Genomic DNA, 20,372 nt, shown 5'->3' with positions numbered 1-20,372 from the left:
GATCAGAGTTGCAGGCGCAGGGCCGCGTCGGTGGCGTTGTCTTCGCGCAGCGGCTCGGGGGGCGTGTCATGCTCAATATATTGAGCGTAGGCATGGCCAGATTGCACCGCCATGGCGATCAGGGACGGGGCGAGGCAATCTCCGATCCGGGTGATGGTTTTGATCCCGGCGTCTGCCCAGTCCTGTTTGCGGGTCTGGAGGTCGTGCCAAAGCGCATCTTGCGGGGCGCGGGCTGTGACCATGACGAGAGTCGCACAAGGGATTTCGCGTGTCGGGCCGCCATAGACGCAAGAGAGGGTCAGGCTGTCGGGGCCCATGTCGGCGAGATTTGAGAGGGGGATGATTTGCACCTTTTTCTCGATCAGGCGGCGCTGGATGCGGGCCTGCTCTAGGGTCTTGTCCGACCAAGGGGAGACCACCGGGGCGGGGGTGACAAAGATCACCTCGTGTCCGGCGTTGGCCAGAAGTTCGGCCAGCACGCTGGCCATATAGAAGCGGTCATCGTCGAAAATTACCACGGGGCCATCTGCGGTCACTGCTGCTGCGCCTGTGTGCATCAGATCGTCGGGGGTTAGAACCCGCGTGGGGTCGAGGAAGGGCAGGGGCAGGCGGTTCGCCCGTCCGCGCCCATCCCGGCGCCAGCGTGATCCTGTGGCCAGAGCGATGTGGGGCATGCCGTAGTCCAAAAGGTCCTCTGCGGTCAGCGGGCTTTGCAGATAGAGTTCGGCATTCGGGCGTTGTTGCAACAGCCAGAGCCGCGTGTCCCGCACTCGGCCCCAGGCGGCCAGACCGGGCAGGGCGGCTTCGCGGGTGACGCGCCCGCCCCATGCTGTATCGGCTTCGGCCAGCATCACGTCAGCGCCGCGTTGGCTCAGCGCACGCGCCGCTTCCAGCCCTGCGGGGCCGCCGCCGACGATCAGTACGGGCTCGGGTGTTTTCAGCGGGGCGATCTTCTCGGGGTGCCAGCCACGGCGCCATTCTTCGCCCGTTGCCGGGTTTTGGGTGCAACGAATCGGGGTTTCTGTATTGTCGCCCATGACGCAGATGTTGCAGCCGATACATTCGCGGATCGCCTCGACCTCGCCTGTGCGGATTTTCTCGGGCAGGAAAGGGTCTGCGATCGATGGGCGCGCGGCGCCGATCAGGTCTAGGTGGCCTTGGCGCACTAGCTTTAGCATCGTGTCGGGCGAGGTATAGCGGCCCACGCCTACCACGGGTTTGCTCGTTACCGATTTCACGAACCGAGTGTAGTCGTCCTGAAACCCCTCGGGAGCAAAACGCGAGGTTTGGCTGTCGTTGGACCAGTCCGACAGGTTTACATCCCAAAGGTCCGGCTCTTCGGCCAGCGCTTCGATCACGTCCCGCGCTTCGGCGTCGTGCTGCATGCCATTCGCGCCCAGCAGTTCATCCACCGCCAGCCGCACCGCCAAGGCACAGCGGTCGCCCACAACCTCACGCGTGTCGGCGATGACCTCGCGAAACAGGCGCAGGCGGTTGGTCAGGGAGCCGCCGTATTCATCCGTGCGCTGGTTGTGGCGCAGCAGGAGGAACTGGTGCAGCAAGGTCATCTCATGTCCGGCATAGGCGTAGATAATGTCAAACCCGGCATCCATCGCGCGTTTCGCGGCTGCCACATGCCAGCGGCGGAACTCGGCGATATCGGCCTTGTCCATCGCGCGCGCCTGTACCGGATCATCACCGCCCACCGGGGCTGCCGAGGGCGCCAGTGGCACCCGGCGGCTGTAGCGGTTGGCGGTGTGCATCCCGTTATGTGCAAGCTGGATCGCGGCAAGGCTGCCGTGTTCGTGGACCGCTTCGGTCACAAGTCGCAGTGCCGGGATATCGGCCTCAGACCACAGGCGCGCTTCATTGGCCGGGGTAAGGTCTGAGCTGGGGTGGATCTCGGTCTCCTGAGTCGAGACGACCCCCCAGCCGCCCTCGGCCTTGATCCCGCGAAACCGGGCCTCGGAACGGGGGTAGCGGTAGCCCATGCCGGTGCAATGAGGCACTTGGTAGAAACGGTTGCGGGTGGTGAGCGGGCCGATTTTGACCGGCTCGAAAAGTGCCGCGAATGGGCCTGGGTTGGGGTCTGACATAGGGCGCCTGCCTGCTGTTAAGGGCGGGCTGGCGCCCGGTGTTGTCAGAGGCTTAGCAGGGGCGCGCGCGGGCTGTAAACCGCAGTTGGAGGGGCGGTTAGGGAGCCGTCACGCGGCCAGATGGGGCCTCGCCGCGGTGGGTAGGGTGCCGACATACTGCAAGCCGGGGGCGGGGACAGGTTTGAACGGCTCACCCTTCAGCCTTTCAAACTCTGCACGAAAGCCGGGATTGGGCCGGTTGTCCGGGGCTACATTGGTGGAAACGCCGCCGTGGACTTGGTGAAATACGCCTTCGCCTAACAGGTTAATGGGCCGCACCCCCGGAGATGCGAGGACGCGGTTGCGGAATTCGTGATTGCAAAGCCCTCCGCCCGGGCTCTGAAAGCGGATGTCATAGCCGCCAAGGTCGAGGAAGAATGTTCGCGACATCGCAAGCCAGCTGCACTCAGGTGGGAAGGGGCCAAGGAAGCCGCCGTGTGAGGACGGGGCGATGACCGACACGTCAAAGAGCCTGTAGCCATCTTCGCGCCAGTTAATCTCGGCCAGCAACGCATCTTCCGTGGCCTGGTCATAGCCGCGCAGCATCGAGAAATTTTGCACCTCCGGGCCGAGATGCCATGCGCGGGCGCAGACAAAGGCTTTAGCGTCCAGACGCAGCGCATCAAGGGTAAGGCGCACCAGCCCGGGCGAAGCCATGCGCGCGCCATCGACGATTACGGCTAGCGCCTCTCCCTGCGCCATCTTGGCTCCAAGATTCATGGCCTCGACCGGTGAGACACTGTCAGTCGCGTGATAATGATAGCGGAAATTGGGTCCATGGGATGTGACTACCGCCGGGTCCAACGGTTGGGGGGAGCCATTGTCGATGGCGATGACTTCGTAATCCTGTGCCGCCACGCCGCGCTGATAAGCGGGGCTGAGGCTATAGAGCGTGCGGGCCGCTTCACGGGTCATGTTGAAGAAGATAACGACGATAGAAAGCTTCATGATTTTTCTCCTACTGGAGGTGTTGCGCCGTAGCCGAATTGTTCGGCCACTGGCGCACAAAGCGACCAAACCCACTCCGCGCGCGGGTCTGTCATCTCGACGGCACCCGCAGCCCGGGCAGGGTTGATCTTGTTTTCTAGCTGGGCGGCCGCTGCCAACTGCTCCGACGTGTTCCCAAGAAAAGCAGTGACCTGCGTGCTGACGGTTTTCGGTGTGGTGCACAGGTCTTCAAAGCGGATCTCCAGCCAGCGTTCGGCCCCTAACTGACGGCAGATATGTGCCACCCTCCGGACTTGGTACAGCCATGTGATCGCGTTGTGCTGCCATTCTGCATCGCGCTCGATCGACTTTTCAGAGCGGCCCACCTCGCGGTAGGCAGCCGTAAGGACGGCCCGACCCACCGGGTTGTTAAAGCGTGACGTCATATGGCTGCGGCGCAGGCTGCTGGATACCGGGTGACGCAGCAGGTGGATAATCTTTGCGCGGGGAAATGCTGCCAAGACGTCGGGCAGGATCAGCATGGTTTCGGGCAGCTTCCATCCCCATAGCTGTTGTTTCGTCACGTCGGCGGCGCTTAGGACGTGGCGCGCGTGATCTCGCAAACTTTCGGAGCTCTCGCGGTCTGCACCAGTCCCCCCACAACGCGCGATGGCCCGTTGATAAATCGGTTGAACCCATTCGACTGAATCGCCTGATGCGTTGATCTCATTGCCCAAGAAAATCCCTGTGTCTTGCGCAAGTTGGCTCAAGAGCCGTGTGCCAGACCCCCCGCGTCCCAAGAGCACGACCGGACGGTCCAGCACTGTCGGGTCAATATCGCCTTCAGTGCCCGCGCCAGTCGCGCCGAGGGGCAGCCCTCGCGTTCCTGAGTCCTCTTTCAGATCCCCCTCGTGACCTGCATCACCTTGCAACAAAACAAATTCCCTCCTGCCACCCTTTACGGGATGAGGCTAGTTCGGAGAATTTTAATAAAAGGTTAACAAGCCACCGAAGCGGCATACCTCTACCGAGGCCACCAAAGCGTCAGGGAAACCATCGCATACTGCGGTATACCGTCGACCTTCTCTGTCGCTTCGGTTATCAGGGGCCAAATGCAGCATTTGGGAGCATATCATGTCCGATATCATCTATACGAAAGTTGACGAAGCACCGGAGCTGGCCTCTGCCTCGTTCCTGCCGATCATTCAGAAATTCGCCAAAGCCGCTGGCGTCAGCGTTGGCACGAAAGACATCAGCCTCGCGGGCCGTATCCTCGCGACCTTCCCCGAGCATTTGAGCGAAGAACAGCGCCAGTCCGACGATCTGGCCGAGCTGGGCCGTCTGGTGAAAACGCCCGAAGCGAACGTCATCAAGCTGCCGAACATCTCCGCTTCCGTGCCGCAGCTGGTCGCCGCGATCAAAGAGCTTCAGGCCCAAGGCTACGCGCTGCCCGATTACCCCGAAGCCCCCAAGACCGACGAAGAAAAGGCCGTGCGCGCCAAATATGACGGGATCAAAGGTTCCGCCGTGAACCCGGTTCTCCGCGAAGGCAACTCCGACCGCCGCGCCGCGAAACCGGTGAAAAGCTTTGCTCAGTCCAACCCGCACCGCATGGGCGATTGGGCGTCGGACAGCAAAACGCATGTGTCGTCCATGTCGGGCAATGACTTCTTCTCGAACGAAGTGTCTGCCACGCTCGACAAAGCCTCTGGCGCGAAGATCGTGCTTGAGACAGCGGGGGGCGAGACGGTTCTGAAAGAGGGCCTCGAGTATCCCGAAGGGACCGTCGTTGACGCGACCTTCATGAGTGCCGCGGCGCTCAAAGACTTCCTCGCCTCCGAGATCAAAAAGTCCAAAGAAGACGGCATCCTCTTCTCGCTGCACCTCAAGGCCACGATGATGAAGGTCTCTGACCCGATCCTCTTTGGCCATGCGGTCAAAGCCTACCTCGCGCCAGTGTTTGAAAAGCACGGGGACAAGCTGAAGGAACTGGGCGTGAACCCGAACTCCGGCCTTGGCGATCTGCTGGAGCGCGTGAAGGGCAACGACGAGATCATGGCCGACATCGACGCCTGCATGGATGAGCGCCCGCCGATGTATATGGTCGATTCCGACAAGGGCATCACGAACTTGCATGTCTCTTCCGACGTCATCATCGACGCCTCCATGCCCGCGCTGATCCGCGCCGGCGGCAAGGGCTGGGGTCCGGACGGCAAGGAGCATGACGCGAACTGCGTGATCCCCGACAATTCTTACGCCCCGGTCTATGACGAGGCGATCAACTTCTTCAAAGAAAACGGCAAGCTGAACCCCGCCACCGCAGGCACGGTGCAGAACATCGGCCTGATGGCGCAGAAGGCCGAGGAATACGGCTCCCACCCGACCACCTTTGAACTGTCGGACGCGGGCACCGTGAAAATGATCCTCGACGACGGCACCGTGCTGCACGAGCACAAGGTCGAGGCCGGTGACATCTGGCGCTCCTCCTCGGCCCGCAAGGCGCCGATTGAGGATTGGGTGAACCTCGCCATCTCGCGTCAAAAGGCCGAAGGCTGCCGCGCGATCTTCTGGCTCGACGCAAACCGCGCCCATGATGCCGAACTGATCTCCTATGTGAAGCCGATCTTGGAAGCCCAAGGCGTGGCCGACAAGTTCGAGATCATGGCCCCCCGCGAAGCCACCCGCGCCTCGCTCGAGACCATCACCAAAGGCGAGAACACCATCGCCATCACCGGCAACGTGCTGCGCGACTACCTCACCGATCTCTTCCCGATCCTCGAATTGGCGACCTCGGCCAAGATGCTGTCGATCGTAAAGTTGATGAACGGCGGCGGGTTGTTTGAAACCGGGGCAGGCGGCTCGGCCCCCAAACACGTGCAGCAGTTGGTCGAGCAAAACCACCTGCGGTGGGACAGCTTGGGCGAGTTCTGTGCTCTTGGCGAGAGCCTGAAGTTCCTCGCCGATGCGCGCGACAACGCCAAGGCGCGGGTGCTGGGCAATGCGGTGGAAACCGCGACGCAAGGCATCCTCGACAATGGTCGCTCCCCCTCGCGCAAGGTCGGTGAGCCCGACAACCGCGACAGCCACTACTGGTTCGCCCGCTACTGGGCCGAAGCGGTGGCGGCACAGAGCGAAGACGCAGAGCTCGCCGCGCATTTCGCCCCGATCGCGAAAGAACTGGCAGAGAAAGAAGCCGATATCCTGTCCGAGCTCGCAGCGGCACAGGGCCAAGCGGTTGACCTCGGTGGCTATTACCACACCGACGCAGGCAAAACTGCCAGCGTGATGCGTCCATCCCAGACGCTGAACAGCATTATCGGGTAATTAGCCTGATGGAAGAAACCGACGCGCACCTCTTTGGGTGCGCGTCGGGACATATAAAGCCCTATCGCGCAATGGCTTGCACCTGTTGCGCCATAGACCACCGCAGCCTATGCGCATCGAGTCGACAAAACCTACCAGCACAGCCGATAGGTGTTACGTCAGAATGTTTAGGTAAATTAGGTGGAGGCGAGTACCGGAATCGAACCGGTGTACACGGATTTGCAATCCGCTGCGTAACCACTCCGCCAACTCGCCGCCTAGTGGTTGGCGCACTGCTACCGGATCGCGGGGGGGGCCGCAAGACCCATATGCGCGTGAAAATCACTGCGGGCCGTTGCCGCTGGCCCGGCAATGTGGCACATCAGTTTTCAGACACCAGAACATATGAGTTTCGTTGATGAGTGATTTCGCCGCCCGCCGCACCACTATGGTAGATACGCAGGTCCGCCCGTCGGATGTGACTAAATTTCCGATCATCAATGCCATGCTGACCGTGCCGCGCGAAGACTTCGTGCCCGCCGCCCAACGCGAGGCGGCTTATCTGGGCGAAAACCTTGATCTGGGGCAGGGGCGTGTGGTGCTTGATCCGCGCACGCTGGCCAAGATGCTCGACCATCTGGACATCACGAATGACGAGCTGGTGCTCGATGTGGGCTGTGCCATGGGCTATTCCAGCGCCGTGATCGCGCATATGGCCGAGGCTGTGGTGGCGGTCGAGGAAGATGAAGCCATGGCGACCGAGGCGCAAGAAGCGCTGGCCGAGGTTGGGTCGGACAACGTCATCGTACACGTCGGCCCCTTGGCCGAGGGCGCGCCGCAGCACGGCCCCTATGACGCGGTGATCGTGCAGGGCGCGGTCGAGGAAGTACCGGCAGGTTTGGTCGAGCAAATCAAAGACGGCGGCCGCATTGCCTGTCTCTTCATGGAAGAAGGGCTCGGCGAGGTGCGTGTCGGCTATAAGCAGAACGATCAGATTTCCTGGCGCTCCGAATTCAACGCCGGTGCGCCGGTGCTGCGCGGGTTCGAGCGGCAGGTGGCTTTCCAGCTTTAACCTGCGTACAAACGCGGCGGGAGGCACTGGGCACGGCTGTCAGCAAAGATTGATGGCGGGCCTCTAATACAGGTACATCAAAGGCGGCAAAGCCATGCGCGTAACCAGTTTTAAGACTTCTTTCAAACGTATCGCCTTGGCGCTTCCGCTGGGCCTTGCCTTGTCGCTGCCGCAGCCCGCGTCGGCAGAAACGCTGGCCGATGCGCTGGTCGGGGCCTATGAGCATTCCGGACTGCTTGAGCAGAACCGCGCTCTTCTGCGCGCCGCCGATGAAGATGTCGCGGCTGCAAAGGCCGCGCTGAGGCCGGTCTTGAGCTGGGCCGGCAGTCTGACGCAGAACTTCGGAACGTCACGTAGTTCGTCGCTCTCGGGTGCCCAATCGACCGACAGTCTGAAAGCCTCGATCAGTCTGATTGGCGAGCTGTTGCTCTTTGATTTCGGCACGAGTGAATACAAGATCGAAGGGGCCAAGGAAACGGTCTTGGCGACGCGCCAGACCCTTCTGGAAATTGAGCAGCAAATCCTTTTGCGCGCGGTCACGGCCTATATGGGCGTGATCGAAGCCTCCGAAACGGTATCGCTGCGCAACAACAATCTGCGGCTGCTGACACAGGAACTGCGCGCCGCGCGCGACCGGTTTGAAGTGGGCGAGGTAACCCGCACAGATGTTGCACTTGCCGAAGCGCAGCTGGCCAATGCCCGCAGTGGATTAGCCGCCGCCGAGGGCGCATTGCTCCGCGCGGTGGAAGAATATCGCGCCGCCGTGGGCCATCAGCCGGGCCAACTGAAAGGCCCGCCAAACCTGCCCGATGTCGGGGGCAATCTGGCGTCTGCCAAAGGCTTGGCCGTGCGCCTGCACCCCTCTATTCTCGCCGCCCAGCATCAGGTTGCCGCCGCCGATCTGGCTGTGAAAGCAAGCGAATCCTCCATGGCGCCGCAGGTCAAGCTGAAGGGGCAATATGGGCTGACAGAGACCTTTAACAGCGATGCTTACACCCGCAGCGGCAGCGTTGGTGTCGAGGTTGGGCAGATCATCTACCAAGGCGGAGCACTGTCTTCGGCCCTGCGCCGCGCGATGGCGCAGCGGGATGCGCAACGCGCCAACCTGCATGTCGTGCGGATGAAAGTGGAGCAGGACGTGGGCAACGCCTATGCCGCACTGACCTCAGCGCAGGCGCAGCTTGAAGCCTCCGACCGTCAAATCCGGGCCGCGCGCATCGCTTTCCGTGGCGTGCGTGAAGAGGCCACGCTCGGCGCTCGGACCACCCTTGATGTGCTGGACGCCGAACAGGCGCTGCTCGATGCGGAAACCACCCGCGTGGCCGCCCGCGCGAGCCTTTATGTCGCGGCCTATTCGGTGCTCGCGGCCAAGGGCCAGTTGACCGCCCGCGACCTGCGTCTGCCGGTTCAGCTTTACGATGCCGCGGCTTACTACAGCCACGTCAAGGACGGGCCTGCGCTCTACTCCAAACAAGGGCAGGCGCTGGACCGTGTGTTGCGCGCGCTGCAAAAAGAATGACAATTTTTAGCGCCCCATTGTGAGAATCCTCCGCCGCGGTTAAACTAGGCTGTGAGGAAAGAGTGGTAGATATATGTCCGAACCCGTCTCAAACGCGGAAGTAGAAGACGTTCTGTCTTCGATTCGCCGTCTGGTGTCCGAAGACAAGCGCCCTTTGCAGAGGTCCAATTCTGCCCCGGAACGGGTGGAGCCGCCTGTTGCGCCAAAAAGCGCGGCACCTGAAGCTGACGCAGAGATCACTGCACCAGCGCCGGATCCTTCTGTCACTTCCGGCGATTTTGCACCGCATGTGCCTCAGCAGCCGACCGCAAGCGCCGACAAAGCAACGGGTGATCCCTCCCCGAAAGAGCGCCCCTTTTTCTCGGCCCGCAAACCGATAACACCACCTCGTGTAAAGGCGCCTGAAACGGCAGCCGACAGGCTGGTGCTGACCCCGGCCTTGCGCGTGGCCACCTCTGACGGAAAGGACCGTCCGCAGGCCACCGCATCGCAGGAGGTCGAAGAGAAGGCCGGCCCCGAGATCTCGCCCTTCGACTATGACATGCTGCATGACGATCCAGCCGATCTGCATGCCGAAGACTACGCCGCGCCAGAGGATGCTCCGGCGCAACCCGAGGCCGACCCGTCAGCCCAAGACAGCAGAGCAGAGCCGGCCGTGGCAGAGCCCGACCAGCCGTTTGCCTCCGCGCGTTTCACACATACCGAGCCCCCCAAAGCCGAGCGCAAACTCAGCGACAAGATCGCGGCGCTGGAGACGGCCATTGGTCAGATTTCTGACAATTGGGAGCCCGACAGCCCCGGGGATGATGACTATTCCGGCACCGAACCTCCGGCCATGGCTTGGGAAGACGAGGTTGAGGATGAGGTCGAAGCGTTCCAGCCCGAAGCGTTCCAGCCCGAAGCGCCCCAGCCCGAAGCCCCTCGTGCAGAGGCCGAGCCAGAGGCGTCAGAAGCCCCGGCGTTCCGCCGTCCCGCGCCCGAGATCGAGGAGCAGGTCCGCCGTTTTGCCGACAGCGGCCCGCGCGCACCAGAGCCTGCGCCCCGCACTGCGGAAGCCGCACCAGATGCGGCAGGCGGCCTTGGCGTCGAAGACCAGTTCCTCGACGAAGAAGCCCTGCGGGATCTGGTGACCGAGATTGTCCGCGCCGAGCTGCAAGGTGCTTTGGGCGAACGCATCACCCGCAACGTGCGCAAGCTGGTCCGCCGCGAGATCCACCGCGCGATGACGGCACAAGACCTCGAGTAAACCCACCACGGCGCTGCCGCGATTTTTGTGACGCCACGCCAAGTTACCCGCGCGGACCTTGTGATGGCCGCAGCGATAGCTACATTGAATCCAAGGGTTTCAAAGGGGCGCATCATGGAATTGACGGTAAACGGCACAGTCCATGAGGTGGACGTCGAAGACGACATGCCGCTTTTGTGGGTACTCCGTGACGAATTGGGCATCACCGGCCCGAAGTATGGCTGCGGCATCGCGCAATGCGGCGCGTGCACCGTGCATATCGACGGGATGGCGGTCCGTTCCTGCCAGTTGCGCGCAGGCGATGTCGACGGCGATGTAACCACGATCGAAGGGCTCGGCACGCCAGAGGCTTTGCATGTGGTCCAAGCCGCTTGGGTCAAACATCAGGTCGCGCAATGCGGCTACTGCCAATCCGGCCAGATCATGCAGGCGGCCTCTTTCCTCGACCTCAACCCCGACCCGACCGACGACCAGATCGACGCCGCGATGAGCGGCAACCTCTGCCGCTGCGGCACCTATCCCCGCATCCGCGCCGCCGTGCATGACGCCGCCGCGCAGTTGCGAGGGGCTTGAGCATGTCGCGCCTTGGCACCATCACCCGCCGCAGTTTCCTCGTCGGCTCCGCTGCCATTGCCGGGGGCGTGGCCTTTGGCACCTACCTTTATAAACGCGAGTTGGACAATCCGCTGCTCGACGGGCTGGCGCCGGGCGCTGCGGCGATCACGCCTTACGTCAAAGTGGACGCCAGCGGCGTCACCCTCATCACCCCCCGCGCTGATGTGGGGCAGGGGGCTTACTCTATCCAAGCCCATATGATCGCTGAGGAATTGGACGTCGACCTCGCTGAGGTCACGATCACCCCCGGCCCTCCGTCGCCGGTGTATTACAACGGTGTTGTCAGCGCCGAAGGCATGCCCATCGCCGCCACCTCGGAAACCTTTCTTGCCCGCACGGGCCGGGGTGCGGCGGATGTGGCGGGCAAGCTTCTGGGCCTGCAACTCACCGGCGGCAGTTCTACCGTGCCCGATATGTACGACCGTTTGCGCACAGCAGGGGCGGTGGCGCGTGAAACGCTGATCGCCGCCGCGATGGCGCAAACCGGCCTGCCGCGTGACCAGCTTAAGACCGAGGCAGGCGCCGTGGTCCTCCCCGATGGCGCGCGACTGGCCTATCAAGACCTCGCCGCCGCGGCGGCTGAGATTGACCCGGTCACCGACGTCACTCTGCGCGACCCGTCCGACTGGAAGCATCTGGGCAAGCCGCAGATGCGCACCGATGTGCTGGCCAAATCCACCGGCACCCAGACCTATGGCATCGACATGGTGATGGAGGGCATGGTTTACGCCACCACCCGCACCAACCCCGCACAGGGCGGCGCGATCAAAGGCTTCGACGCAGGCCGCGCCGAAAAGATGCGCGGCGTCAAAGAGGTGTTGCCGATCACCGGCGGCGTGGCGGTCGTGGCCGACAACACATGGCGCGCCTTTCAGGCCGTGCAGGCGGTGGACTGCGACTGGGGGCCATCGCCCTATACCGGCAACACGGCAGACCAGTTCGAGGCCGTCGCCGCCGCCTTTACCGAAGACACCCAAGACAGCCAGTTCCGCGACGATGGTGATGTCACCGCCGCGCTCTCCGAAGGCGAAGTGCTTAGCGTCGAATATCGCATCCCCTATCTCGCTCACGCCCCGCTGGAGCCGATGAGCGTGCTGGTGAAGCTGGAGAAAACCCGCGTCGACATCTGGACCGCCACGCAAATCCCGCGTTTCATGCAGGCCAATGTCGCCCGCCTCACCGGGATCGACGCCGAGAATGTGCATATCCATGTGCTCATGGCAGGCGGCAGCTTCGGGCGGCGGCTCGAAGACGACTATGTCATGCGCGCCGTCGAAGTCGCCCAGCAGATGCCCGGCACCCCGGTCAAAATGGTCTGGTCCCGCGAAGAAGACTTCACCCACGACTTTCCCCGCCCGCTGGCCATGGCCCGCGCGCAGGGCAAAGTTGCGGATGGCCAGCTTGCCGCCTTCGACCTCGCCATCGCTGCGCCCTCGGTTATGGAATCGCAGCTTAAGCGGGTGCATCAGCCGGTCTTTGGCCCCGACGTCGCCATCGTCGCGGGCGCATGGGACCAGCCCTTCGCCATCCCCGACTACCGCGTCACCGGGCACCGGGTGCCCGCGATGGTCCCGGTCAGCTCATGGCGCTCGGTCGGCGCCTCGGGCAACGCCTTTTTGCACGAAAGCTTCATGGACGAGATGTGCCACGCCGCCGGGGCCGACCCGCTGGAGGAACGTCTGCGGCTCTGCACCCACGACCCCTCGCGCAAGGTGCTTGAGGCCGTGGGTGAGATGTCCGACTGGGGCGCGGACCTCGGGCCGGGCCGGGGCCGGGGGCTGGCGTTCTGCCTGTCCTTCGGCGTGCCCGTGGCCGAGGTGGTCGAGGTCATCCAGACCGACGCGGGCCTGCGCATCGACAAGGTCTTTGTCGCCGCCGAAGTGGGCCGCGTGCTTGACCCGGTGAACTTTGAGGCACAGCTTTCGGGCGGTGTGATCTGGGGCTTGGGCCATGCGATGAACTGCGAACTGACCTACAAAGACGGCGTGCCGCAGCAGGACAACTACCACCTCTATTCCGGTCTGCGCCTCTATCAGACCCCTAAGATCGAAGTGCGCGGGCTGGAAAACGGCGGCAAGCTGCGCGGCGTGGGCGAGCCGGGCGTGCCGCCCGGGGCACCTGCACTGGCCAACGCGATCTTTGCCGCCACAGGCCAGCGCATCCGCGATTTGCCGCTCTCCAATTCCGTGGATTTCGCATGAAATACCTGACCCTTTGCGCCGCCCTGCTGGCCGCCCCCGCCGCCGCCCAAGAGACGCCGCAGAACGCCACCCGCGAAGAGGGCCTTGCGGCATGGGAGCGCATCTTCACCGTCACCTCGCACCCGCGTTGTACCAATTGCCATGTAGGCGACAGCGGCCAACCGATGTGGGAAGGGCTGGGCTACAAGCCAGACGCGGTGCACGGCATGAACGTCCAAGCGGGCGAAAGCAGGATCGGGGCGGAAAGCATCACCTGTGACGCCTGCCATGTGACCTCTGCCGCGGCAAACACCGTGCCCCATGCCCCACCGCATATCGACGACGCTTGGCGGCTACCGCCCGTCGAACTGGATTGGCTCGGCAAAACCTCCGCCGAGGTTTGCGCCCAGTTGCGCGACCCCGACACCAACGACGGCCATGACATCGCCTCGCTCGTCGATCACCTGCGCAACTCTGCTTTCGTTGCTTGGGGCTTCACGCCGGGGGCAGGGCGGTCCGCGCCCGAAGGCTCGCTGGACGCGCTGGTCCATGATGTGAACCTCTGGGGCGCAGCAGGCACACCCTGTGCGACGAATTAACCCTCAGTCACTCATCGCCCGTGCCAGCCGCCTGATGCGCAGCGCGCGGTTTAATTCTCCGCCAAAGATCAGCACCAGAGCGGCGAGATACATGAAATACAGCGCCGCGATGATCCCGGCCATACCAGCATAATAGCTCGCATAGGTCCCAAAGCTGCGCAGGTAGTAGGAAAACGCCATGGCCAGCAGTGTCCATGCAATCGCCGTGACAACCACGCCGGGCCAGATGTTGTTGAACCGCGTGCGGCGGGCCGGCAGGATCACATGGGCGGCAAAGAGCGACACCAGCAGGATCGTCGCCGACACCGGAAACCGCACAAGGCTGACAGTCACCGAACGCGGATCAAACCCCGGCATCAACATATGCAGCCAAGAGCCCGCACGTGGCGCCAGCACCAAGAGATAGCCGACGATGACCAAGATCAGACTGGCCAAAAGCACCATGGCAACCTGCACCGCATAGATCGTAAAAACCGACCGCGTCTCGCGCAGCCCATACGCCCGGTTCAGCCCAACCCGGATACCATCGACCCCGCCCACGGCAAACCAGATGGTGAGCAAGATACCGACGCTCAGCAGATCGCCCCGCGGCACGGTCATCACTTTCTCCACCTCGGTCACGATCGGATCGATCAGCGCGGGCGGCACGATGGCAATCAGGAAATGGATCAGATCATCCGCCATCGACCGGTCCCCAACAAAGGCCGTCAGCGAACTGGTAAAGATCAAAAACGGAAAGATCGCCAAGAGCGCCCGGAAGGCCACATTGCCTGCCATGCCAAAGGCATCATCGCTCCACAGCCGCAACACCGCCTCATGCAGCACCGCACGCCCGACTCGCCAGCCGGTGCCGTGAAACAGATCCTCGGGGTTCTCACTGAGAATCCCATGGGTCATCACGACTTCGCGCTTCTGGTCATGAGCCGGTCTGGCGTCCATCCTCTGCCCCGTGTTTGGCTTGCTGCCTAAGCTAGTGCGCCACGCATCCGCTTGCCACTGTCAAACCGGCGGACTGGCAAAACCGGGCCGAGCGGCCAATTGCGCGCAGATCACATCGCACCACTTGACTACTGCCGGGTTCGGAAGAAGGGGGCGAAAAATATAACGTGGAAAGACTTAATCCTTTGCAGTTAGTCTTTGCAATTATTCCGACTGGGTCCAACGCAGCTGCGGAGATACGCAAAGAAAAGAGAAGCCAGACACAGGTGCAGGCTTTGAAGAAAATGGCCCCGTAGACCAAGGGCCAACCATCGACTAGCATCTAAACTACCAACTCGGAGGGGGCGTACTTACGGTCGTATTCGTTTAATAATGCGGAATAGAAAGCCGAGGAAACTCACAACTATGCCTGTTTGCCGGAGAAAAATGGTCAAAGTTAGTCACGGGCATGCACTGTATTGTATCGATCAAGGCCCCGCGGACGCGACTTCAGCGGCACTTTTCCTACACGGAGGTCCTGGCGGACAAACACCGCAACATTTGATCGACATCATTCCAAAGAATTACAGGGCAGTTGGGTTTGATCAGAGAGGCTGCGGCAGGTCCCGTCCTGAGCGTTCGATCACGGAAAATACGACCTGGCACACGCTCAAAGACATAGAGCAAATTCGTCATGAGCTTGGCATCCAAGCGTTCAAGATCATTGCGGGCTCCTGGGGCGCTGCGCTAGCGCTTCTTTATGCCGCATCGAATCCGGGCCGGGTCGAAAAGCTGATACTATACAGCCCATTTCTCGGTTCCCCGAAGGACACCGAGCATTTTTTGTTCGCCACGCGCAAGGAATACCCGATCGACTGGGGCCGTTTTTTTCACCAGAACGAGATCTTGGACAGTAAAAGTCTGATAGAGCAATTCAGTAGTGCGATCTTAGGAAGCCCCAGCCCGGAGCAAAGTGCTGCCTGTCAGGCTTGGGTCGAATATGAACTGTTCGCGGGTTCGAATGGAAAAGAAACCAAGATTGATCGAAGTCTTATCTTATCCGGTTTTCATTTGAGATACGCAGCAATCTCATGTCATTATTTCCGAAATGGTTTCTTTCTAAATGGATATGATCTTTTGGACTTAACCAATCGTGTGCAAGCGCCAACTGTTATTTTGCAGGGTGGCAGAGATTTGGTGTCGCGTCCTGAAGCTGCAGTGCAGCTCGCTCAGGACCTGCCAGTTGCAGAACTACGTCTCTTACACGAAGCTGGCCACTGTGGCGGCGGCTCACCGATTGAAGAGGCACTCCTCGCCGTGCTGGCTGACGAATTTAAACAGAATGAAGAGGCATAACGCCATGCGGGAAGTCTTAATCGTGGGCGGCGGTACCGCTGGTTGGATAACGGCATTGACGCTGCAGAAATTTGTTCCGGAAGCGCGCACAGGTCCAATCAAATATACGGTGGTCGAGCCTTCCGATATTGGTCGGATCGGCGTTGGCGAGGCGACCATTCCCAGCCTAAAACAAACGCTAGCGCGACTTGGTTTGTCAGAGCGCAAGCTTCTCAGGAGAACTGGCGCGACCTTTAAGCACGGAATTCGTTTCACGGATTGGCGGAAAGGCCCGGACGGGGGCGGAGACGTCTATTTTCACCCGTTTGAACGCAACGTGAGCGGCAAGTTTGAACGGTTCAGCCCGTATCACCCGGCAAAATCGACGCAAGCCGTGTTCGACGTTGCGGTAAGTGAAATTGCTACGCTTGTTGGTTCACAACAGTTGCCCGACATTTTCAGCCGGTTTCAAGGCGTTCAAACGGATCTATGCGACCGGATGTTGCCCCCGAAGACAGCTGACATGCCCGAGTATGATGGTGTGGTGCAGTATGCATACCACCTAGACGCTGAAGCCCTTGGTGATTGGTTGAAAGAGGAAGGGATCGCGCGTGGCATTTCGGTTATAGATGCGGCTGTGGTTGACGTTGAACGTACCGAAAACGGCAATATTGCGCAGGTCCTTACTCGGGACAAGACTTGGATAAAGGCTGATTTCTTTGTAGATTGCACCGGTTTTCGGTCTGTTCTGATGCGGGGCGCGCTTGAAGCAGAATTTAAAGATTACGGCAGGCATTTGCTTTGTGATCGGGCAGTGGCGGCGCGGCTTCCGTCCCGCAATCAAGAGCCTCGACCGTTCACCACCGCCAGTGCCCGGCGACATGGCTGGACCTGGGACCTGGATCTGTCCCATAGGCGAGGTATGGGGTATGTCTATTCCAGTGGACATATCAGTGATGATGAGGCGGAGGCCTTCTTGCGTGCGGCTAGTGGCCAAGGCGATGCGCCTTTGGAGGTCCGCCAGCTGAAAATGGAAACAGGCAGACTGCAGCAATTTTGGATCGGGAATTGCGCGGCAGTCGGGCTAGCTTCGGGGTTCCTTGAACCGCTGGAATCTACGGGAATTGGCTTGATTGAGATCGGGGCCTACCAACTGGCGAGCACGTTGATATTCGGCGACAATGGGGCAGCGGCCCGTGAGTATAGCCGCAGAATGCGCAATGTTTTTGATGATGCCGCGGATTTCGTCGTTCTGCATTATATCTTGTCTGAGCGCCGAGATACTGACTTTTGGGTAGAGGCTACGGCCGATGCGCGGCTAACGGATGGATTGCGTGATAAGCTGGAACAATGGCAATTTCGAGAGCCTAATGCTGAAGATGACGGCAGCCTGCCGCGTATTTTCGGGTTCGAAAGTGTGCGGTCTGTTCTATACGGTATGGGAAGGCGTCCGAACTTGCCGCGTGCTCAGTCTATCGAGGCAGCGCAGGCGCTGAAGCGGCTCGTGCGTCAAGGCGTAGGGCGCGCAGTATCGCAGCTCCCCCGACATTCAGAAGTTCTGGCCGACCTAGTGCAGGAAATTGCGGCTCCGGAACACAGCAGCATGGTTCCAAGCAGTGAAGAGGTGGTAGCCGCCGGGCCCGGCGACGGTAAAACTCCGATCAAGTTTCGACCAAACGATATCGAGCGGGTTTCGATATCGAAGGGATCAATGTCCCCTTCTAAAGAAAAACGGGAGGATTATCAGGCAGAGGCGCTTGTACCCGCGGGCCCGTGGCGCGAACTGACTTCAGCGGAAAAAGATGCACTGGCGGCCCCGAAGGACGCACCCATGGGGCAACTTATCGACGTCCTGCGCTTTCCTGCCAAATCCATAGTGGAAGAAATGCGCAACCTTTTTTCCCGCCCCGGTGCTAATGCTATCGACCTGCCTAGTACCGCCGAATATCGGACGCTGCTGGAACGTCTCACCGCGGAGCTTGCACCGTATTGTACAGGAGAAATGCGTTGCCTTGGTGTGATCACTCATCCGCCAAATATGGAAACAGTCACCCGACAAGGCCCGGCTGAGCCATTGATCGGGTTACACGTTGATAGCTGGTCGCGGACAATGCTTGGCGAACGGCAGAGCGTCCCCAACCGGCTGTGCATTAACATCGGGTCAAAGCCGCGGTATCTGCTTCTTGCTCCGATCACGATAGACGAAATGGCTCTGGAAACTGGCTTAGCTGAAAAAGAATTGCAGCGTATGAACCCCACTGACGTAGGTCGGCTCTACTTGCGCCAGCGTCCACAAGCGCCGATTCTTCGGATTAGAATTGAACCCGGCGAAGCATATATCGCGCCTACAGAAAACGTTGTACACGACGGAGCTTCTACGGGAGCGACAGATGTTAGTCTGACGTTTCTTGGGCGGTTTCGGTCAATTCCCACTCCGCAACCCGCCTAGCCTGATGGGCTTCCGCTATGATCTCGTGAACAGTGTCTAGCATAGTCTTACGCGTGAGCCGACAGAAATTTGTCTCTGTCCCCGCAAGATTGCCCAGTTCAAAGTATTTATTGGAGGGGACCCCTCCGCCGCAGGTATCAAAGTAACCGCAAGTCTGTTTGCAGTTATAGATGCCTTCTTTGATGTCGCGATTAAGTGACGCGAATGGTTCTGTTTCGTATAATTTTTCAAACACAATATCAGAGACATGACCGATTTTGAAATCGTTGTAATGCTCTGAAACTACATCAACGAATTCCGGCGAGAATGTATAAAGGTTGCCCTCGGCATCTACGGACAGAATCGACAACGCGTTGCTCTCGGTACAGTTAGGTGCCTCACGGTCGAACCAACTGCCAATGCTTTGTGACACGTTATCAAATTCTCGCACGCGTAACGGATTGCGATCCGCTCGGATGCGACGATAGATCTGTTTTAGGAACGTCTTATAAGCAGATTCTATGGTTTTACCACGCATGGTTGAGGTTTCGTTAATTGATTCCTCTTCGTCTATGTTGAACCCCACATTGTAACATCCCAGCGATTTAAAAAAATCGTAGAGTTCATCGGCGTGGTTTAGAGCTGGGGCGGTTAAAACCGCGATGCAAGTGAACGGAATATTTGCTTCTTGTAGCTTTTTCACTCCGGCCAAGGCCTTCGCATGGCTGCCTTTTCCGGACCGCGTCATTCGGTTTTGGTCGTGCAGCCAAGCGGGTCCGTCGATGCTGACCCCTATTTGAACGTTCCAGTCTTGAAAGAGCGCTATGTGATCATCGTTGATCAGCATGGCATTGGTCTGCAAATGGTGATCGAGGCGGACTGTTTTCGGGCAGAACTCTTTGAGGGCCTGAAACGCTTCACGATAGTAGTCTGCTGGCAGGGCGAGGGGCTCGCCCGCGTGCCAAAGTATCGTAAGTTGCTCTCCTAACAGATCTGCGCGTTTCAAGTTTTCGAACAGCGGTTTGAAGAGGGCAACATCAAAGCGTGACTTATCAGTGCGGAAGGGAAGGTAGCAGTAGCTGCAATTGATGTTACAGAAGCGTGTGGATTGCACCATCAGCAGCTCCAGCGGGCTCGTCCGACCGGGTCGGAGGGCTCCTCGAAACCAACGTCTGACAGGTAGCTTTTGGGCTGACTTGCTCATTTGGAGGCCGCGCGTAGCTGGGCAGATATCGTCATGAAATGCCGGTCATGCGGTGTTCTACCTCTGCGTGAAAGGACAAACATACGTTGACAAGAGCATAGGCGATGGTCAACCCTCGAATAAAAATGCAGGCAATAGGACAACTGGTAGCTGAATTAATTCGGTAGGGGGATTGGCATGCCGTGGCATTTTAACAACTGGAACAATTGGTATAACTGGTACAACTTCTCCAATACTTACTTAAATCCAGCCCCTGACAGCGCCAGCACTACTGAAGACAGCAATACATCATTCAACGTTCTTTCAAACGACTCCTCAAGTAGCTCTAAGTTTGTGACTCACGTTAATGGCGCGACGATAGCGATTGGCGATGTTATTGTGCTCTCTGGGGGGGGCGAGCTGGTATACGACGGATCCGGTAATTTCACCTTTGACACAAGCGACGGCTACGATTGGCTTGCTGAAGGCGAGTCCACGACCGAAACGTTTCAATATACAGTTCAAAATTCACAAGGGCTGGTCCGCGTCGAGACAGTAACGATCAACGTGACCGGCACGAATGACGGGCCGGTGGCCTCTGCCGATAGCGGTGGCACGGACGAAGACACTGCGGTGGTGCTGGATGTGCTGGCCAATGACAGCGATCCGGATGCCTCTGACACGCTGACGGTGAGTTCGGCGAGCGTGCAGTCCGGTCTTGGAACGGTGAGTGTGGCCGCGGACGGCAGTTCGATCAGCTACGACCCCGGCACGGCCTATAACAGTCTCGCGGTGGGCGAGACGGCGACGGTGGAGATCCTCTACGAGATCAGCGACGGCAATGGCGGGACCTCCTCGGCCTTGGTCACGGTGACGGTGACCGGCACGAATGACGGGCCGGTGGCCTCTGCC

Annotated in this window: 15 protein-coding genes and 1 tRNA gene; 10 read left to right on the top strand and 6 right to left on the bottom strand. The window is 60.2% G+C overall.

The features are described from left to right. Nucleotides 1-2: 2 nt before the first annotated feature. The 3 genes from BLS57_RS05565 to BLS57_RS05555 all read right to left on the bottom strand — a co-directional run bounded on the left by BLS57_RS05565 (nt 3) and on the right by BLS57_RS05555 (nt 3,799). On the bottom strand, nt 3-2,096 hold the full coding sequence (locus BLS57_RS05565; RefSeq protein WP_093739981.1) for an oxidoreductase: 2,094 nt from the start codon (nt 2,094-2,096) through the stop codon (nt 3-5). Between the two features lie 108 nt (nt 2,097-2,204). Then, on the bottom strand, nt 2,205-3,083 hold the full coding sequence (locus tag BLS57_RS05560; protein WP_093739979.1) for a glycosyltransferase: 879 nt from the start codon (nt 3,081-3,083) through the stop codon (nt 2,205-2,207). Beyond that, nucleotides 3,080-3,799, bottom strand: coding sequence for a sulfotransferase family protein (locus BLS57_RS05555; protein ID WP_244153607.1), 720 nt, complete (start codon nt 3,797-3,799; stop codon nt 3,080-3,082). The genes BLS57_RS05560 and BLS57_RS05555 overlap by 4 nt, the downstream gene beginning before the upstream one ends. A 397-nt stretch (nt 3,800-4,196) precedes the next feature. On the opposite strand from BLS57_RS05555, the gene BLS57_RS05550 reads away from it, so the two are divergent. Beyond that, nucleotides 4,197-6,386: an NADP-dependent isocitrate dehydrogenase gene (locus BLS57_RS05550; RefSeq protein ID WP_093739975.1), complete on the top strand. Its 2,190-nt coding sequence runs from the start codon at nt 4,197-4,199 to the stop codon at nt 6,384-6,386. Between the two features lie 181 nt (nt 6,387-6,567). Here the strand turns inward: BLS57_RS05550 and BLS57_RS05545 are convergent. Continuing rightward, nucleotides 6,568-6,641, bottom strand: a tRNA-Cys gene (locus BLS57_RS05545). 142 nt (nt 6,642-6,783) lie between these two features. Between BLS57_RS05545 and BLS57_RS05540 the strand changes: the two genes are divergently transcribed. The 6 genes from BLS57_RS05540 to BLS57_RS05515 all read left to right on the top strand — a co-directional run bounded on the left by BLS57_RS05540 (nt 6,784) and on the right by BLS57_RS05515 (nt 13,596). Further along, a complete protein-coding gene (locus BLS57_RS05540; RefSeq protein WP_093739973.1) occupies nt 6,784-7,437 on the top strand; it encodes a protein-L-isoaspartate O-methyltransferase family protein in 654 nt (217 codons plus the stop codon). Nucleotides 7,438-7,531: 94 nt separating this feature from the next. Next, nucleotides 7,532-8,956 carry a TolC family outer membrane protein gene (locus tag BLS57_RS05535; protein WP_093739971.1) on the top strand — a complete coding sequence of 475 codons (1,425 nt, stop codon included), beginning with the start codon at nt 7,532-7,534 and terminating at the stop codon, nt 8,954-8,956. Nucleotides 8,957-9,029: 73 nt separating this feature from the next. Next, nucleotides 9,030-10,202: a hypothetical protein gene (locus tag BLS57_RS05530; RefSeq protein ID WP_093739969.1), complete on the top strand. Its 1,173-nt coding sequence runs from the start codon at nt 9,030-9,032 to the stop codon at nt 10,200-10,202. 114 nt (nt 10,203-10,316) lie between these two features. After that, complete coding sequence (locus BLS57_RS05525) at nt 10,317-10,775, top strand: (2Fe-2S)-binding protein (RefSeq protein WP_093739967.1); 459 nt, start codon at nt 10,317-10,319, stop codon at nt 10,773-10,775. A 2-nt stretch (nt 10,776-10,777) separates the two neighbouring features. Beyond that, entirely contained in the window at nt 10,778-13,018 is a 2,241-nt protein-coding gene (locus BLS57_RS05520) for a xanthine dehydrogenase family protein molybdopterin-binding subunit (protein WP_093739965.1), read from the top strand. Beyond that, entirely contained in the window at nt 13,015-13,596 is a 582-nt protein-coding gene (locus BLS57_RS05515; protein ID WP_093739963.1) for a hypothetical protein, read from the top strand. The genes BLS57_RS05520 and BLS57_RS05515 overlap by 4 nt, the downstream gene beginning before the upstream one ends. A 3-nt stretch (nt 13,597-13,599) precedes the next feature. Here BLS57_RS05515 and BLS57_RS05510 read toward each other — a convergent pair whose 3' ends face one another. Continuing rightward, complete coding sequence (locus BLS57_RS05510) at nt 13,600-14,535, bottom strand: YihY/virulence factor BrkB family protein (RefSeq protein WP_093739961.1); 936 nt, start codon at nt 14,533-14,535, stop codon at nt 13,600-13,602. 372 nt (nt 14,536-14,907) lie between these two features. Here BLS57_RS05510 and BLS57_RS05505 point away from each other — a divergent pair, with 372 nt between their 5' ends. Both BLS57_RS05505 and BLS57_RS05500 read left to right on the top strand, forming a co-directional pair. After that, the gene (locus BLS57_RS05505) at nt 14,908-15,870 is read left to right on the top strand and encodes an alpha/beta fold hydrolase (RefSeq protein ID WP_093739959.1); all 963 of its coding nucleotides are present in this window, start codon (nt 14,908-14,910) and stop codon (nt 15,868-15,870) included. A gap of 4 nt (nt 15,871-15,874) precedes the next feature. Continuing rightward, nucleotides 15,875-18,298: a tryptophan halogenase family protein gene (locus BLS57_RS05500; RefSeq protein ID WP_167356374.1), complete on the top strand. Its 2,424-nt coding sequence runs from the start codon at nt 15,875-15,877 to the stop codon at nt 18,296-18,298. Here the strand turns inward: BLS57_RS05500 and grrM are convergent. After that, a complete protein-coding gene (gene grrM / locus BLS57_RS05495; RefSeq protein ID WP_167356373.1) occupies nt 18,243-19,394 on the bottom strand; it encodes a cyclophane-forming radical SAM/SPASM peptide maturase GrrM/OscB in 1,152 nt (383 codons plus the stop codon). The genes BLS57_RS05500 and grrM overlap by 56 nt on opposite strands. Before the next feature lie 264 nt (nt 19,395-19,658). Between grrM and BLS57_RS05490 the strand changes: the two genes are divergently transcribed. Further along, the coding region (locus tag BLS57_RS05490) for an Ig-like domain-containing protein (RefSeq protein WP_425274328.1) at nt 19,659-20,372 on the top strand (714 nt) is incomplete at its 3' end.

Origin of the sequence: Sulfitobacter delicatus (assembly GCF_900102535.1) — a bacterium.
In the GTDB taxonomy this organism is placed as follows: domain Bacteria; phylum Pseudomonadota; class Alphaproteobacteria; order Rhodobacterales; family Rhodobacteraceae; genus Sulfitobacter; species Sulfitobacter delicatus.
The sequence above is the reverse complement of the archived record's forward strand: the minus strand, read 5'-3'. Positions and strand labels throughout refer to the sequence as shown.